Source organism: Streptomyces wedmorensis, assembly GCF_000716445.1.
GTDB classification, from domain to species: Bacteria; Actinomycetota; Actinomycetes; order Streptomycetales; family Streptomycetaceae; genus Streptomyces; species Streptomyces wedmorensis.
The window spans coordinates 76,191-92,245 of record NZ_JNWK01000030.1; the positions used below are offsets into that span (position 1 = coordinate 76,191).

Here is a 16,055-nt window from a genome sequence, read left to right on the forward strand (position 1 = left end):
GGTCCTCACCCCAGGACAGGACGGAAGAACCATGGACGCGATCTACACCGCCGTCGCCACCGCCAACGGCCGCGAGGGCCGCGCCGTCAGCTCCGACGGCCACATCGACCTCCCCCTCGCCCACCCGCAGGCCCTCGGCGGCAACGGTCAGGGCACCAACCCCGAGCAGCTCTTCGCCGCCGGGTACGCGGCCTGCTTCGCCAGCGCCATGGGCGTCGTCGCCCGCCAGGAGAAGATCGACATCTCCGAGGCCTCCGTCACCGCCGAGGTCTCCATCGGCAAGGACGCCGCCGACGGCGGCTTCGGCCTCGCGGTCGTGATGCGCGCCGAGTTCCCCGACCACCTCCAGGGCGAGGCCGGACTCACCCTCCTGAAGAAGACCCACGCCTTCTGCCCGTACTCGAAGGCCACCCGCGGCAACATCGAGGTCGAGCTCGTCGTCGAGTGACGCGACCGGACGGGCGGCCGCCCCACGGCGGCCGCGTGACCAAGGAACCCGGCTCACAGGGTGGCGACGCGTCAGGCCCGCGGCATACCCTGGACCGTGGGCGGCGGCGCCCGGACTACCCACTCCCGATCGGGAGTTGGGAACAGCGGAGCCGTGACGGGGGGGCTTTTGTTCCATGGCAGCCATGGCGCTCATGCACCGGGGTTCGAGCATGAGCTGGTGGATCAGATGTGTGCGGTGACGGGCCTCGACGCTCCCCACGAGCGCGGCCTGCTGATCAGCATGCTGGCAAGCCGGTTACCCGAGCTGGGCAACATCCGGCAGCACGGCCGGACCCGGTCGGACATGCTGGAGATCGTCCAGGCCTGCCTGCGCGACCCCCGCGGACTGCCCGAACTCCTCGACACCCTGAACGTCTACGCTCCCGGCTCCCCGCCCGTGCGGAGGATCCGGGAGCTCGTCGCCACCCCGCCGGTCCTCGCGGTCCTGCCCGAAGCGGAGTTACGGGCGGTCCGCACACTGCTGGCCCGCGTCTCCCACCTCGACGCGCACGGACTGCTGTACGCGGCCGCCGGCGACCTCCCCCTCCCGCACCCGCCCGTCGCCACCCTCGGCGAGGCGTTCGACCATCTCACCCGGGTCAACGCCCGCCCCGACGGCCTGCTCCCCCTGATGGTGCTGGTCGAGCACGTGGTCGCCGACCTCCAGGGGGACGAGGCCCACCGCCGGGTCACCACCGCCCTGCGCGAGTGGAACGACGCCCAGGCCGTCAAGCTCGGCCTCGCGGTCCAGCTCGACGCCGTACGTACCGAGACCTCCGGCGACCCGGCCGCACAACCAGCTCCCGCCTGTCTCGTTGTCCAGTTGGACAGACACGGAATGGACCCGAACCGGTATCTGCTCTCCCACTGGCGCCAGATACGTCCGGGTCCCTGGCGGCCACAGCGCGGAGAGGACCAGGTCGTGTCCCTGGGCGAGGTCGAGGCCACCGTGGAGCGGCTGGTCTTCGAGGCGGAGAAGGACTGGGCCGGCCGCCCCGGGAAACCGGTGCTCGAGTTCATCCTCCCGATGCACCTGCTCAACCGCCCCATGGAATGGCTGCCCCTGGCCTCGGACTCCGCCTTCGCCCCGGCCCTCTGCCTGAGCTATCCCGTGGTGCTGAGAAGCCTGGAACGCATGCGGGCGCCCCACTTCCACCGGCGGTGGCACAACCGCTGGCAGCAGCTGCAGGACGCGCACGAGACCGTCTGCCACTGGGACACGGCGGGCCGGCGCGGCCACGACCCCGTCCAGTGGAACAGCAGGCTCACCGCCGACGAGCGCCTCGTCTCCGTCGCCCTCAACGCTCCCCCGCTGCCCGGCCCGGACGGGAGTCTGGCCTCGCTGGAGACCGCCCTTCGCGCCGGGGTGCCCGTCGCGGTGTGGGACCGCCGCCCCGGAGTGTCCGGCGACTTCCGCCGGAGGGCCAGGAAACTGATGAAGGGCAGGGCGACCGAGCTGCCCCAGCGGGTCCAGCGACTGCGGAACGAGGCGGCCACCGCCGCGGCCGCCCAACGCGACCACCACGTGGGACGACACCTCGCGGTCCTCTTCGACGATCCCAACCGCATCGTCGACTGGTCCGGATCGCCGGGAGAGGACACCGCACGCGCGCGAGGCGGACACGACGACGAGGGGGAGACATGAGCGGCGTCCATCATCCGGTCGAGAGCAGCCGGAACGGAGGGCAGGTCAGCAGCCGCAGCTGGTGGATCTACCGGGGCACCGGACAGCCGCTGGCCGACATCCGGCTCGGCGACGTCCTGCCGCCGCCGCCCGGCTGGCGGGACTTCGACGGCGGCCCGGTGCTCCCGCCCGTGGAGGCCGAGAGCGCCGAGACCGACCGGCGGCTCGGTGCCGTGGGCCGCGCCACCCCCCGGCAGGACCCGCACGACATCGACATGATCAACACGGCGCTGCTGCTCCGCAGGCCCCTGCTCGTCACGGGGCGCCCCGGAATCGGCAAGTCCACCCTGGCCTATCTCGTCGCGCGCGAACTGGGCCTCGGCCGCGTCCTGCACTGGGGGATCACCTCCCGCAGCACCCTGCGCTCGGGTCTGTACGAGTACGACGCCATCGGCCGCGCCCAGGCCTCCCTCGGACAGGGCCGCGCCGGCGCGCCGGTGCCGCCCGAGGAGCCGGAGGACACCGGAGGCCGGGCGAGGATCGGGGACTTCGTGCGGCTGGGCCCTCTGGGCACCGCCCTGCTGCCGTACGAACTGCCCCGCGTCCTCCTCATCGACGAGCTCGACAAGGGCGACATCGACCTGCCGAGCGACCTGCTGCACGTCCTCGAGAACGGCTCCTACGACATCCCCGAACTGGTCCGCGCCCGCCACCGGGAAGGCCAGGCGGAGGTGTTCACCGACGACCCGGACCAGCGGGTCACGGTGACCGACGGGCGGGTGCGCTGTCGGGCCTTCCCGTTCGTCGTGATCACCAGCAACGGCGAACGGCAGTTCCCGCCGGCCTTCCTGCGCCGCTGCGTCCGGCTGGACGTGTCCCCGCCCCGCGAGGACCAGCTCGCCGCGATGATCGCCGCCCACTTCCGGGACCAGGGCGGCCGGCACGACGCCATGATCCGGGCGTTCATGGAGCGCAGCAGGCAGAACGGCGGGCTGGCCACGGACCAGTTGCTGAACGCCGTCTTCCTGCGGACGGCGGGGGTCCGTGAGGACGAGGAGGCATGGGGCGAACTGCTCGACGCGCTCTGGCGCGAGCTCTCGGGATCGCCCTGATGGACGACGTCGCCCCTCCGTATCCGGAGGCCTTCGAAGTGGCGGAGGCGCTGTGGCTGCACGCGTACCAGACGCTCGCGGCCCGGCTGCCCCCGTCCACCGAACCACCGCGGCCCCGGCCGGCCACGCCACCGGGGCTCTCCGCCGCGCCCGACGTCCCGGACCGGCCGCCGACGCCCGGCTCCGCCCCGGACCCGGGACCTGACGGCGCCCCGGACGCCGGCCCCGGCAGCGGCCCGGCCCTCGGGCACGACGACACGGCAGGGCCCCTCGACCACAGCCGGCCAGAAGCGCTCCCGCGGGACACCCCGGTCCGGGCGCACTTCCGGCCGCTGCCCGAGGGGTCCGTATCCGGGACCGTCGCGGAGTCCGAGCCCGTCACGGTGCCGCAGGAGTCCCAGGACGGGCACGTCAAGGCGGAACCGCTGCCGGACCTGCACGACGCACCCGGCATCGCCCGGCGGCTGCGGCCGCTGAAGCAGCTGGTGCCCTCGGCGTACGAGATCGAGCTGGACGAGGAGGCCACGGCCGAACACGCCGCCGAGGACGGCCTGTGGATGCCCTACACCCGGCCGGCCGGCGAGCGCCGCTTCGACCTCGTCCTCGTGGTGGACGACCACCCGACCATGGCGATCTGGGAGCAGACGATCGCCGAGTTCACCACCCTGGTCGAGCAGTTGGGCGCCTTCCGGGACGTACGGGTCCGCCGCCTCGGTGTGCGCGACACCCCGGACGGCGAGGAGGCCGTCCTGCGCGGCCCGTACGCCGGCCAGGGCGCCGTCGGTGTCCCCGCCGAGCTGGTGGACCGGACCGGTCGCCGGATCGTCCTCGTCCTCACCGACGCCCTGGGCCCGGCGTGGCGGAGCGGGGCCGCCCGGAAGGCGCTGGAGCCGTGGGCGAAGGCCGGGCCGACGGCGGTGGTGCACCTGCTGGCCCAGCGGGACTGGCACCGCACCGCCCTCACGCCCTGGCGGGTGCGGCTGCGTGCCGCGCGCGCGGGCGCCCGCAACACCGAACTGTCCGTGGTCTTCCCGCCGGAGGCCCGGGACCCGTTCGATCCGCCGCCCGAGACGTGGCGGGTGGCCGTTCCGGTCCTGGAGCTGGAGGCCGACTGGCTGGGCCGGTGGGCCTCGATGGTGGCCGGTGAGGAGCCCGGCTGGGTCGACGCCTCCGTCCTGCTGCTCGGCGTGCCCGGCAAGGACGGGGCGGACGCCGACGAACCGGCGGACCCGCTGCCCGCGCCCTCGGTGCAGGAGCGCATCCGCCGCTTCCGCAGTCACGCCACGCCCACCGCCTTCCGCCTGGCCACCCATCTGGCCGCCGCGATCCTCGAACCGGCCCTGGTGCGGGACGTGCGGCGCACGCTGGTGCCGGAGGCCCAACCCGTCCACGTGGCCGAGCTGTTCCTGAGCGGCCTGGTCGAGGAGTCCCCGCCCGACGAGCCGCCGGGTGCCGTCCCCGAGGCGCCGCTGGACTTCGTCGACGGGGCGCGCGAGGCGCTGCTGGCCGGCGCGATGCGCGCGGACACGGCGCGCGTCGTGCGCTCGGTGTCCGACTTCTACGGCGACCGGTTCGAGGCGGCCCGCGGCCTGCCCGGCGCCCTGCTCGCCCCGGAGGAGGAGCCCGACCCGCCGCTGACCGCGGAGAGTCTGCCGTTCGTCCGCGTCGAGCTCGCCGTCCTGCGCGCCCTGTCCGGGCCCTATCTGGACCGGGCCGGCCGGATCAGCGCCGCCCTGGAGGGGAGTTCGCCGGGAGCGTCGTACATACCGAACGATGCACGATTGGTCCACGATATCCGCAATGCACACGAAAATTCCGACACGGGCGGCCCTTCCATGAGCGAGACCACTGCCAGCCAGCACCAGCGCCAGGACGGAGGGGCCTTGAACGGGACCCCGGTCCAGTCGATTCCGTCTCCGGCTCCCGACGGACGCCGGGAGGCCCAGGAGACCCCGCCGGCCGGCACGCCGATCCCCGGGCCGACCGGGTCGCGGCCCTCCGAGTCCCGCTCCGCCGTGCCCGCCATCTGGGGCAACATCCCTCCGAACAACCCGAACTTCGTCGGCCGCGAGGACGTCCTCGCGCAGGTGCGCGAGCAGTTGCTGACCGGCGACACCTCGGCGGTGCTGCCGCACACGCTGCACGGCATGGGCGGCGTCGGGAAGTCCCAGATCGCCATCGAGTACGTCTACCGGTACGCCGCCGACTACGACGTCGTCTGGTGGATCCCCTCCGAGCAGCCCACGATGATCCTCACCGCGCTCACCGAACTCGCCCAGCGGATGGGCCTGAACGTGAGCAACGAGGCCAACCGGGCCGTCCCCGCGGTCCGCGAGGCGCTGCGGAGGGGCGACCCGTACAGCCGGTGGCTCCTCGTCTTCGACAACGCCGAGAACGTGGAGGCCGTACGGCCCTACTTCCCGACCGGCGGCACCGGCAAGATCCTCATCACCTCACGGAACCAGGAGTGGGACCGGGTGGCCAGGACGCTGTCCGTCGACGTCTTCACCCGCGAGGAGAGCAAGGCCCTGCTGCGGCGGCGCGCCCGCGACCTGAGCGACACGGACGCCGACAAGCTCGCCGAGGCACTGGGCGACCTGCCGCTCGCCATCGAGCAGGCGGCCGCCTGGCAGGCCGTCACCGGAATGGCCGTTCCGGAATACCTGCGCCTGATCAACGAGAAGATCGCCGAGCTGATGCTCGAACTCGTCCCGTCGCCCGACTACCCGATGTCGGTGGCCGCCGCCTGGGACGTCTCGCTGCGCCAGCTGGAGCAGCGCAATCCCGCGGCACTCCAACTCCTCCAGGTCTGCTCCTTCTTCGCTCCCGAGCCGATCTCCCGCTCCCTGTTCAACAACTCGCGGAGCACCACCATCGCCCCCGAGCTCGACGAGGCGCTGCGGCACCCGATCAAGCTCGGCCGGGCGATCCGCGAGATCAACGTCTACGCCCTGGCGCGCATCGAGCACCGGCACGACACCATCCAGCTGCACCGTCTGGTCCAGGCCGTGCTGGTGAACCGCATGTCCCCGCAGCAGCAGGCGGACATGCGGCACGGCGCGCACCTGCTCCTCGCCGACGCCAACCCCAACAGTCCCGGCTCGCGCGAGCTCTGGCCCCGCTACCAGGCGCTGCTGCCGCACGTGGTGGTGTCGCGGGCCGTGGAATGCGAGTCCCCGTGGGTGCGCGGCCTGGTCCGGGGCATGGTCGAGTTCCTCTACGTCTGGGGCGACCACAAGAGCTCGGCGGCGATGGCCAGGGAGGCGCTGGAGATCTGGACCGAGAAGTTCGGCGCCGAGGACCAGCAGACGCTGGAGATGGCGAAGTGGCTGGCCTTCCTCCTGCGCGTGCTCGGCGAGTACCAGGAGGCCGCCGCGATGATGCAGCGCACCGCGGACACCTACCTGCGGACCGCCGGCGAGGAGGACGAGGGCACCCTGGACGCCCTCATCCAGCTGTGCAGCGGTCTGCGGCTGAGGGCCGAGATGGCCCGGGGCCTGGAGATCAACCGGTCGGTGTACGAGCGCTCGCTGCGGACCTTCGGCGAGGACGACCCGGCGACCCTCCGCGCGGCCCACAGCCTGGGCGTCGGCCTGCGCCTGATGGGCCTGTACCGGGAGGCGCGCGCGCTCGACACGGAGACGGCCCGGCTCCGCGCCCTCAACCTGGGCGAGAACCACCTCGACACCCTGAACACCCGTACCGGCCTGGCCATCGACATCCGGGAGGACGGCGACTACCTGGAGGCCGCCGCCCACCTGGAGGGCGTCTACGCGACCTACGTCGCCGTGTTCGGGGAGGACACCCCCGTCAGCCTCGGCTGCGCCCGCGTCCTCGCGGTGTGCCGCCGCCGCGCGGGCAACCACGACGGGGCGCTGGAGCTCGGCGAGACGGTGTGGACGAAGTTCGTGAACCGCTACGGCCCCGATCACCCGGACGCCGTCGCCTGCGCCGCCAACCTGGTCGTCGAGTTCCGGCAGGACGGGCAGCTGCGGCGGTCGAGGGAGCTCGGCGAGGCGACGATCGAGCGCTACACGGCGAAGCTCGGCGCCTCGCATCCGTACACCCTGTCGGCGCGCACCAACCTGGCGATCACCCTGCGCCACCTGGGAGACCTGGAGGCCGCCGGGGAGCACCTGGCGGCGGCGCTGCCGGGGCTGCGCGAGGCGCTGGGCGACGAGCACATCCTCACCCTGACCGCGGCGATCGGCACGGCCAGCCACCATGCCGACGAGGGGCGTCACGCGGAGGCGCTGGAGATGGGCCGGCGGACGCTGGAGATCCTGACCCGGGTCGTCGGCGAGACGCACCCGACCACGCTGGCCTGCGCCACCAACGTCGTGCTCGACCTGCGCGCGCTCGACCGGGACACCGAGGCCACGGCCCTGCACACCGAGACCCTGGCGCGCTTCCGGGCCAGGCTCGGCGAGGGCCACCCGGCCGCCGTGGCCTCCGCCAGCGGCCGCCGGGCGGACGTCGACATCGCCCCGGTGCCCTTCTAGGGCCTGTCTGAACAATTCGCGTCGGATCAGGCCGGGTCGTTCGGTGCGTGCGATCGGCGTGCGGCCGGGGCGCCCTCGTAGCGGAGCTACTGGGGCGTTTCGGCCGTGCGCTCGGGCCGGGCCCCGGGTGGCTTGCCGGTGTCGATGACGAGGTCGACGGGTACGGCCGGCGGGCCGTCGGCGCGTCGCAGCGGCTTGATCAGCGGTCCCGTGGCGGCCGTGGTCAGGAGCGCCATGACGACGAGGAGCGCGTAGAGCCGGGGGCCGATCACACCGGCCTGCAGGCCGACGTTGAGCACGATGAGTTCGGTGAGACCGCGGGTGTTGAGCAGGACGCCGATCAGCAGGGAGTCGCGCCACGGCAACCGTGCGCCGCGGGCCGAGAGCGTGCCGGCGCCGACCTTGCTCACCACCGCCGCGGCGCATATCACCACGAGGAGCAGCAGGTCCGACGAGTGCAGCCCGCCGAGCTTGACCGCCATCCCGGAGACCGCGAAGAACACCGGGAGCAGCAGGCCCCCGATGTCCTGGAGCGGGCGCAGCAGCCGGCCGTCCGGGGCGCCGTCCGGGCGGCGGGGCATGATGGCCCCGGCGAGCAGCGCGCCGAAGATCACGTGCAGCCCCAGCGCGTTGGTGGCCCAGGCCGACGCCAGGGCCAGGGTGACGGCGACGGGGAGGTGGGCGGACACCGGCGTGTCCGGCCGGCGCATCCAGCGCTCCAGCGCGGGCCGTACGCCGAACAGCATCACCAGGACGTAGAGGACGAGCAGGGCGGCCTTGACGACCCAGTCGCGCACCGAGCCGTGCTCGCCGCCGACGAGGACCACGGCGAGGACGGGCCAGCTGAGCGCGTCGATGACGCCCGCGGAGGCCATCGCGATCGTGGCCGGCCCGCTTCCGCCGAGTCCTTGGTCCCTGATGATGCTGGCCAGTACGGGCACCGCCGTGATGGACAGGGCGATCGCCATGTAGAGGACGAAGGTGGCGTCGATCGGGCGGTCGCCGTTGGCCGAGGCGAAGGTGCCGGGGAGGAGCAGGACGATGCCGGCGCCCATCAGCATGGGGAGGGCGAAGCCGCTCAGGGAGACGGCGGTCACGGCCCGCCGGCCACGCAGCAGCCCCAGGTCCAGTTCGTAGCCGACGACGAAGAGGAAGAGAACCAGGGCCACTTGGGCCAGCGAGGTCAGGATGGGCTGGATCTGCGCCGGGAAGAGCGTCTCGTACGCCTGCCCCGGCACCAGGCCGAGGAGGCTCGGCCCGAGCGCGATGCCCGCGAAGAGCTGGCCGACGACCGGGGGTTGGCCGAGTTTCCGGGCCAGCGCGCCCAGGGCGTACGAGGCTGCGATCACCACGGCCAGGGCCGCGACGACATGGGTGACGACGGACTCCGAGCTCACCGGCACTCCCCTTCCGGCCGGTGCCGCACAGTGAGGCACAGCCCCTGTGGATTATATCCGCCGTGGCCGCAAGTGCCCTATCGTGAAAGCCATTTGGTCTAGCCGTCCCGGACGGGGGTCAGTGGTGACGACGGTGTTGTTCGTCCATGGCACGGGAGTGCGAGAACCGGGGTTCACCGAATCCGTGGAGCGCGTGCGGGAGGGCTTGCGGCCGTCGCGCCCCGACGTCGCCGTGGTGCCCTGCTACTGGGGCGGGAGCGCCGGCTCGGCGCTGCGTTCGAACGGCGTCTCCGTGCCGGGGTACGGGACGGGGCGCGGCGCGGCGGAGGCGGGCGCTCCGGGCGCGGAGGCCGGGGAGGCCGGGGAGGCCGGGGAGGCGGACGAGGACGTCGAGTTCTGGGGGCTCCTCTATCTCGACCCCCTCCTCGAACTGCGGCTGACGGCCTCGGAGTCCACCGGGCGCGCGGAGCTGGCGCCGGGTGCGCGGCCGCCGGGCGAGGCGCTCTCGTCGGCCGCCCTGTCCCTCACCGGGGACGACGAGCTGCGGGAGCTCCTCGACGCGGCGGGGATCGCGGAGGAGTTCGCCGCGGCGGTGGCCGCCGTGCTCACCTCGCCGGACGGCCGACGGTTCCTGCGGACTCCCGACGCCGCCGCCGGGACGACCGAGCTGGCACGGGCGTTCGTCGCCGACGCGGTACGGCGCCGGGTCGACCGGAACGGTTCGGCGCCGGCCTTCGACGGCACGGCCCGTGACGAGGCGGTCGCCCGGATCGCGGCGCTGCTCCCCGGGGATCCGTCCGGCGCGGACGGGTCCGGTACGCACCGCGGGCCGGTGACGCGGAGGGTGAAGCGGCTGGCCGGGCGGCTGGCGCTCGGCCTGGCCTCGGCCCAGGTGGTGAAGCGGCGTTCGGCGCTCACCGACGCGGCCCACCCGGCGGCCGGGGACGTGCTCCTGTACCTGGCCCGGGGCGCCGCGATCCGCGAGGTCGTCCTGGAGGCGGTGCGGGCCGCGGAGCCGCCGGTCGTCCTGCTGGCGCACAGCCTCGGCGGGATCGCGGCGCTCGACCTGCTGGTGCTTCGGGAGCTGCCGGAGGTGGAACTGCTCGTCACCGTCGGCTCGCAGGCGCCGTTCCTGTACGAGCTGGGGGCGCTGCCGAGCCTGGAGCACGGCACCCCGCTGCCGGCGCACGTGCCGCGCTGGCTGAACGTGTACGACCGGCGGGACCTGCTCGGCTATGTAGGGGCGGGCGTCTTCCCGGGCCGGGTCGAGGACGTCGCCGTGGACAGCCGGCAGCCCTTCCCGCTGTCCCACAGCGCCTACTGGAGCAATCCGGAGCTGTACCGCCTGCTCGCGGGGGAGCTGCCGTGAGCCCCGCACGCCCCGACCGTACGTACGCGGTCGTCGTCGGTGCCGAGCGCTACGCCGCCGGGCCGTCCTGGGACCTGCCGGGACCCGCCGCCGACGCCCACCGTTTCACCGCCTGGCTGCGTGGGCGCGGGGTGCCCGCGTCCCAGGTGTTCCTGCTGCTCGACGCGCTGCCCGGCGCGGGCGGCCCGACGGTCGACGTGGCGGCCGGGCCCGCCGGGCGGGAGGCCGTGCAGGAGGTGCTGACGCGCCGGCTGCCGCGCCTGGAGGGCGATCTCCTGTGGGTGTTCTGGGGCGGCCACGGGGTCACCGACCCGCAGGGGCACCGCCGGCTCTTCTACGCCGACGCCTCGGCGGACGAGCGGCGGAACCTGGACCTGGACGCCTGGCTGACCGCCTTCACCACCGATCTGTTCCCCGGCTTCCGGCGTCAGATCTGGTTGGTGGACTCCTGCCAGACCTTCGTCGAGGACCTCGGCTTCGCCCGCACCCTGCCCGTCGAACTCCCCTCGGGCGGGGACCGGTTGCCGGGTCGGGAGCAGTTCGTCCTGCTGGCCTCCGGGCCGGGGCAGCGGGCGGCCAACGACCCCGTGGCGCAGACCGGGGCGTTCTCGCGGGCGGTGCTCGCCGCGCTGGACGCCTCGGACGTCTCGGCATGGCCGCCCGACATGAGCGGGATCGCGGACACCGTGGTCGGCGGGTTCACGGAGGGGGAGCAGCGGCCCACCTCGCTCTGGTACCGGTCCTGGGCGGGCGACGAGCGCAGGATCGAGTTCCCCTCCACCCGTCGTCTGGAGGAGCCCGTGCCCGACGCGGGGCTCAACGCGCTCATCGGGCTGCTGGCCGGCTGGCCCAGCATGGCGGACCGGGACCAGCGGCAGCTCGTGCTGGGCATGCTGCCCGCCGACCTGGCGGGCTCGATCCCCCGGATGGGCGCGCCTCGCCCCGACATCATCAGCATCGTGCGCACCTGCCGTCGCCATCCCGGCGGTCTCGCCGCCCTCGTCGAGGCGATCGCCCTGCTCGAACCGGGCTCACTGGAACAACGCGAGCTGAAGAACTGGGCCGATCGCTGGCTGACGCCGGAAACCGGAGGCTGAGCGCCTGATCACGCCCTTCCCGAACCCTCCGGCCTGCGCCATCATGAGAACCAACGGGGTTCACGGCATGGCAGGGGGGATGTCGAGATGCACACGTCCGACGAGCACATGGGATCCGAGCTGGTCGATCTCAGCGACGTCCCCCTGACGGTCGTCCGAGAACAGGATCCAGGCCTGCACGCCCGCTCGCTGGAGCGGCTGCTGCGCCAGGTCGAGCGCCCCCGGCTGAACTTCTCCACCGGCAGCGGCGACGGCCCGCCCGGGCGGGCCGACTGACGGATTCCCGGGGAGGAGATCCGTGCAGACCGACGGACGTCACGAACCCGCCCGTACCGTGCACCATCTCATTCCCTCGGCGCATTTCGACGCCCTGGCCGCGGGGCGGGGCGGCGCGGACACGATCGGCTTCCTGCGGACCGGCGAGTACAGCAGACGGCTGTTGCTGCTGCGCGCCCTGCTCGACGCCGTCGCGGCGACGCCGGGCGCGCTCGGCCCGCTGCCGGCCGTGGACAGCGCGTGGGAGGTCCTGACGGCCGCCCAGGAGCGCGCTCCCGAGGACTTCCGCGAGCTGCTGCTGCATCCGCAGGTCGGCGTCTGGCTGGGGCACGGTCTGCGGCGGCTGAGGCACACGGCCTGGGGCGAGGGGCCGCTCTGGACCGACCTGGGCCATGTGCACGCGGTGTGCGCCGTCGCCGCGCTGCGCGCCGGCCTGCCGCTGCGCACGACCGTGCCGCTGCGGGACGGCACCGCGATGTTCCCGACCCTCGGCCTCGCCCGGCTGCCGGGGCATCCGCGCTGGGCGACGGCGGAGGTCGTCGTGGAGGCGGGGCGGCTGCGGGTCGATCCGCACGGCGCGTGCGCGGGGCCGCCGGAACCGCCCACGCCCGTCGACGGCGACGCCCCGGGATGGCAGGGGCTGCGCCGCCTGCGCGCGCACGCGGCGGGACGGCCGAGGGAGGTGTGGCTGGACGACATCGACCCCTATCGGGACCTGAGCGAGCCGCTGGCCCCGCAGCGCCTCGACGCGGCCGAGACCGCCCGCTGGCAGGAGCGGTTCGCCCTGGCGCTGGAGGTCCTGGAGGACAGCGACCCGGAGTCGGCGGCGGCGCTCGCGGAGGGGTTACGGAGCTTGACGGCCGTCGCGCCGTCGACGAGCGGGGTGGTGCTCAGCGCCTCCTCCGGCGATGCGTTCGGCGGTCTGCTGACCTCGCTGCCGCCGGATCCGGTGACGTTCGCGGTCACCCTGGTCCACGAGTTCCAGCACACCAAACTGGGCGCGCTGCTCCACCTGCTGACGCTGGAGCGGGACGGCGGGGCCGAGCGGCACCACGCGCCCTGGCGGGACGACCCCCGTCCCCTGAGCGGTCTGCTCCAGGGCGCGTACGCCTTCCTCGGGATCACCGACTTCTGGAGCCGGCACCTGGACCGGGCTTCCCGTGCCGGGCGGGCGACGGCCGAGTTCGAGTTCGCCCTCAGCCGCCGACAGACGCTGGAGGCCGTCGACACGCTCGGCGCCGACCCCGCGTTGACGGCGCACGGGCGTCGTTTCCTGGCGGGCATGGCCGCGCGGCTGCCCGCCTGGGCGGCCGACGGCAGGGTCCGGCCGGGTGTCGACGCGATGGCCGCGTTCGCCGCCACGGACCACCGCACCGGCTGGCGGATCCGGCACCTGGTCCCCGCCCCGGACGATGTGCGGGCGCTGGCCAGGGCCTTCGTCACCGGGGCCGGGGCGGACTGCCCGGTCGCCGATTCCGCCGTCGTCCCGGATCTCGCCGACCGCTGGCCCCATGCCCGTACGCGGCTGATCCGGCAGGTCCTCGCCCCGTCGCCCGACGGGGAGCGGCCGCTCGCGCCGTCGCCCGCCGACCGTGCGCTGGTCACCGGGGACCCCGCGGCGCCGGGGGCCTACGCGCGGCTGCTCGCCGACGATCCCGAGTCCGCCGAGGCGTGGACGGGTCTCGTCCTGGCCCTCGCCTCCGGCGACCCCGCCGCCCGGCCGCTGCTGCGGCGGCCGGAGCTGCTGCGGGCGGTCCACCGCGAGCTCCGGGCCATCGGCACGCCGGCCGATCCCCTGCGGGTCGCCCACTGGCTCGCCGCCGGGAGGTCCACCGGTCCGCTGGGGTGAGCGCCGCCGCACCGGTGCCGGTTTCTGTTGGTTCGCGGCCGATCACGTGCGCCGACGGGACGCCAGAGGCGTTCGGTTGTGAGTTTTCACGTTCGAGCACGAGGGGTTCGCCCGCCGTACGACGGGCAGTCATGGGACGGCCGCCGGGCGGTGGTTCGCGGGCGCTCTCCTTGGGGCGCTCGTCGGCCGGCCCGCCCGGCCGCCGCACCCGCACCCCATCGTCCGTACTCACCCCGGAGGAAAATCCCCCCATGGCCGACCTCAATCGCCGCCGGTTCCTGCAGCTGACCGGCGGGGCCGCCGCGTTCACGCTGCTCTCGGAGAGCATCGCGCGCGCCGCGTCCATACCGGCGCAGGGTTCCACGGGCACGATCCAGGACATCGAGCACATCGTCGTCCTGATGCAGGAGAATCGTTCCTTCGACCACTATTTCGGCGCGATGAAGGGCGTACGCGGCTTCGGCGACCCGCGACCGGTCACACTGCCCAGCGGCAAGTCCGTCTTCCACCAGTCCGACGGCTCCAAGGTGACCCTGCCGTTCCGCCCGACCAGCGCCAAGCTGGGCATGGAGTACCTCCAGGGCCTCAACCACGACTGGCAGGGCGGCCAGAGCGCCTTCAACAAGGGCAAGTACGACAACTGGGTGCCGGCCAAGACCAAGGCCACGATGGCCCACCTCACCCGCGAGGACATCCCCTTCCACTACGCGCTCGCCGACGCCTTCACCATCTGCGACGCCTACCACTGCTCCTTCATCGGCGCGACCGACCCCAACCGCTACTACCTGTGGAGCGGTCACACCGGCAACGACGGCACCGGCGGCGGCCCCGTCCTCAACAACGCCGAGGCGGGATACGGCTGGACCACCTACCCCGAGCGCCTGGAGGCGGCCGGCGTCTCCTGGAAGATCTACCAGGACATCGGCGACGGCCTGAACGCCGCCGGCTCCTGGGGCTGGATCAACGACGCCTTCCGCGGCAACTACGGCGACAACTCCCTGCTCTACTTCAACAACTACCGCAACGCCCAGCCCGGCAACCCGCTCTACGACAAGGCCCGCACGGGCACGAACGCCAAGGCGGGCGAGGGCTTCTTCGACATCCTGCGCGCCGACGTGCAGGCCGGCCGGCTGCCCCAGGTCTCCTGGATCGCCGCGCCCGAGGCCTTCTCGGAACACTCCAACTGGCCCTCCAACTACGGCGCCTGGTACATCGCGCAGGTCCTGGACGCGCTGACCTCGAACCCGGACGTGTGGGCCCGTACGGCCCTGTTCATCACCTACGACGAGAACGACGGCTTCTTCGACCACGTGGTCCCGCCGTTCGTCGGCGCCGACGCCTCCTGGGGCAAGTCCACCGTGGCCACCACCACGGACTGGTTCCCCGGCAAGGTCGGCTACCCGGCCGGCCCGTACGGTCTCGGCCCCCGCGTCCCGATGATCGTCGTCTCGCCCTGGTCGACCGGCGGCTACACCTGCTCCGAGACCTTCGACCACACCTCGGTCATCCGCTTCATGGAGTCCCGCTTCGGGGTGCGCGAACCCAACATCTCGCCCTGGCGCCGTACCGTCTGCGGTGACCTCACCTCGGCGTTCGACTTCACGCACACGAACACCCAGCCCGCCCCGCTCCCGCCGACGGCCGGCTACTACCCGCCGGACAAGAACCGCCACCCCGACTTCCTGGCCACCGCCCCGGCCGTCGGCACGATGCCCCGCCAGGAGCCGGGCGGCAAGCCCACCCGCCCGCTGAAGTACGCCCCGTACGTGGACGGCGCCGCCGACACCACCGCGGGCACCTTCCGCCTCACCTTCGCCGGCGGCCCGTCGGCCGGCGCCCAGTTCTACGTGACCTCGGCGAACCGCACGGACGTCCCCTGGACGTACACGACGGAGGCCGGCAAGTCGATCGCCGACACCTGGAACACCAAGTACTCCAAGGGCGTCACGGACCTCAGCGTCCACGGCCCCAACGGCTTCCTCCGCCGCTTCCGCTCCCCCGGCAAGACCGCCGTCCCCGAGGTCACCGCCCGCCACGACGGCGCCACCGGCAACCTCACCCTGACCTTCACCAACCCGGGCGCCGCGACCCAGGTGACGGTCACCGACGCGTACGGCGCCACCCCCGTCACGCTCTCCGTCGCCCAGGGCGCCACGGTCGCCCATACGGTGAACCTCGCCCCGTCCGGCCACTGGTACGACGTCACCGTCACGTCCCCGGCGTCGGCGGACTACCTCCGCCGCCTCGCGGGCCACGTGGAGACGGGCGCGGCGGGCGTCTCGGACCCGGCCATCCTCACGTACTGACGGACCTCCCGGGAACGCCGCCGGGGCGGACGAG

Annotated in this window: 10 protein-coding genes; 9 read left to right on the forward strand and 1 reads right to left on the reverse strand. The window is 73.5% G+C overall.

Annotation, left to right across the window (positions count from 1 at the left end):
* Window positions 1-31: 31 nt before the first annotated feature.
* The 4 genes from OO54_RS23115 to fxsT all read left to right on the forward strand — a co-directional run bounded on the left by OO54_RS23115 (window position 32) and on the right by fxsT (window position 7,727).
* Window positions 32-448 carry an organic hydroperoxide resistance protein gene (locus OO54_RS23115; protein WP_017239170.1) on the forward strand — a complete coding sequence of 139 codons (417 nt, stop codon included), beginning with the start codon at window positions 32-34 and terminating at the stop codon, window positions 446-448.
* A gap of 228 nt (window positions 449-676) precedes the next feature.
* Entirely contained in the window at window positions 677-2,134 is a 1,458-nt protein-coding gene (locus OO54_RS23120; RefSeq protein ID WP_033206002.1) for a VMAP-C domain-containing protein, read from the forward strand.
* Window positions 2,131-3,225, forward strand: a complete 1,095-nt coding sequence (locus OO54_RS23125; RefSeq protein ID WP_033206005.1) for an AAA family ATPase — start codon at window positions 2,131-2,133, stop codon at window positions 3,223-3,225. Before OO54_RS23120 ends, OO54_RS23125 begins: the two co-directional genes overlap by 4 nt.
* The gene (fxsT, locus tag OO54_RS23130; protein ID WP_051787118.1) at window positions 3,225-7,727 is read left to right on the forward strand and encodes an FxSxx-COOH system tetratricopeptide repeat protein; all 4,503 of its coding nucleotides are present in this window, start codon (window positions 3,225-3,227) and stop codon (window positions 7,725-7,727) included. Before OO54_RS23125 ends, fxsT begins: the two co-directional genes overlap by 1 nt.
* An 86-nt stretch (window positions 7,728-7,813) precedes the next feature.
* Here the strand turns inward: fxsT and OO54_RS23135 are convergent, their stop codons facing one another.
* Window positions 7,814-9,124, reverse strand: a complete 1,311-nt coding sequence (locus OO54_RS23135; RefSeq protein ID WP_063738318.1) for a cation:proton antiporter — start codon at window positions 9,122-9,124, stop codon at window positions 7,814-7,816.
* A gap of 133 nt (window positions 9,125-9,257) precedes the next feature.
* Here OO54_RS23135 and OO54_RS23140 point away from each other — a divergent pair, with 133 nt between their 5' ends.
* From OO54_RS23140 to OO54_RS23160, 5 genes are all read left to right on the forward strand, one after another.
* Window positions 9,258-10,493, forward strand: a complete 1,236-nt coding sequence (locus tag OO54_RS23140) for an RBBP9/YdeN family alpha/beta hydrolase (protein ID WP_159391581.1) — start codon at window positions 9,258-9,260, stop codon at window positions 10,491-10,493.
* Complete coding sequence (locus tag OO54_RS23145) at window positions 10,490-11,590, forward strand: effector-associated domain 2-containing protein (RefSeq protein ID WP_051787121.1); 1,101 nt, start codon at window positions 10,490-10,492, stop codon at window positions 11,588-11,590. Before OO54_RS23140 ends, OO54_RS23145 begins: the two co-directional genes overlap by 4 nt.
* Before the next feature lie 87 nt (window positions 11,591-11,677).
* The gene (locus OO54_RS23150) at window positions 11,678-11,866 is read left to right on the forward strand and encodes a hypothetical protein (RefSeq protein WP_033206010.1); all 189 of its coding nucleotides are present in this window, start codon (window positions 11,678-11,680) and stop codon (window positions 11,864-11,866) included.
* Between the two features lie 22 nt (window positions 11,867-11,888).
* Window positions 11,889-13,715: an HEXXH motif domain-containing protein gene (locus OO54_RS23155; RefSeq protein WP_051787122.1), complete on the forward strand. Its 1,827-nt coding sequence runs from the start codon at window positions 11,889-11,891 to the stop codon at window positions 13,713-13,715.
* A 251-nt stretch (window positions 13,716-13,966) separates the two neighbouring features.
* On the forward strand, window positions 13,967-16,021 hold the full coding sequence (locus OO54_RS23160; RefSeq protein WP_033206013.1) for a phosphocholine-specific phospholipase C: 2,055 nt from the start codon (window positions 13,967-13,969) through the stop codon (window positions 16,019-16,021).
* The last annotated feature ends 34 nt before the right edge of the window (window positions 16,022-16,055 follow it).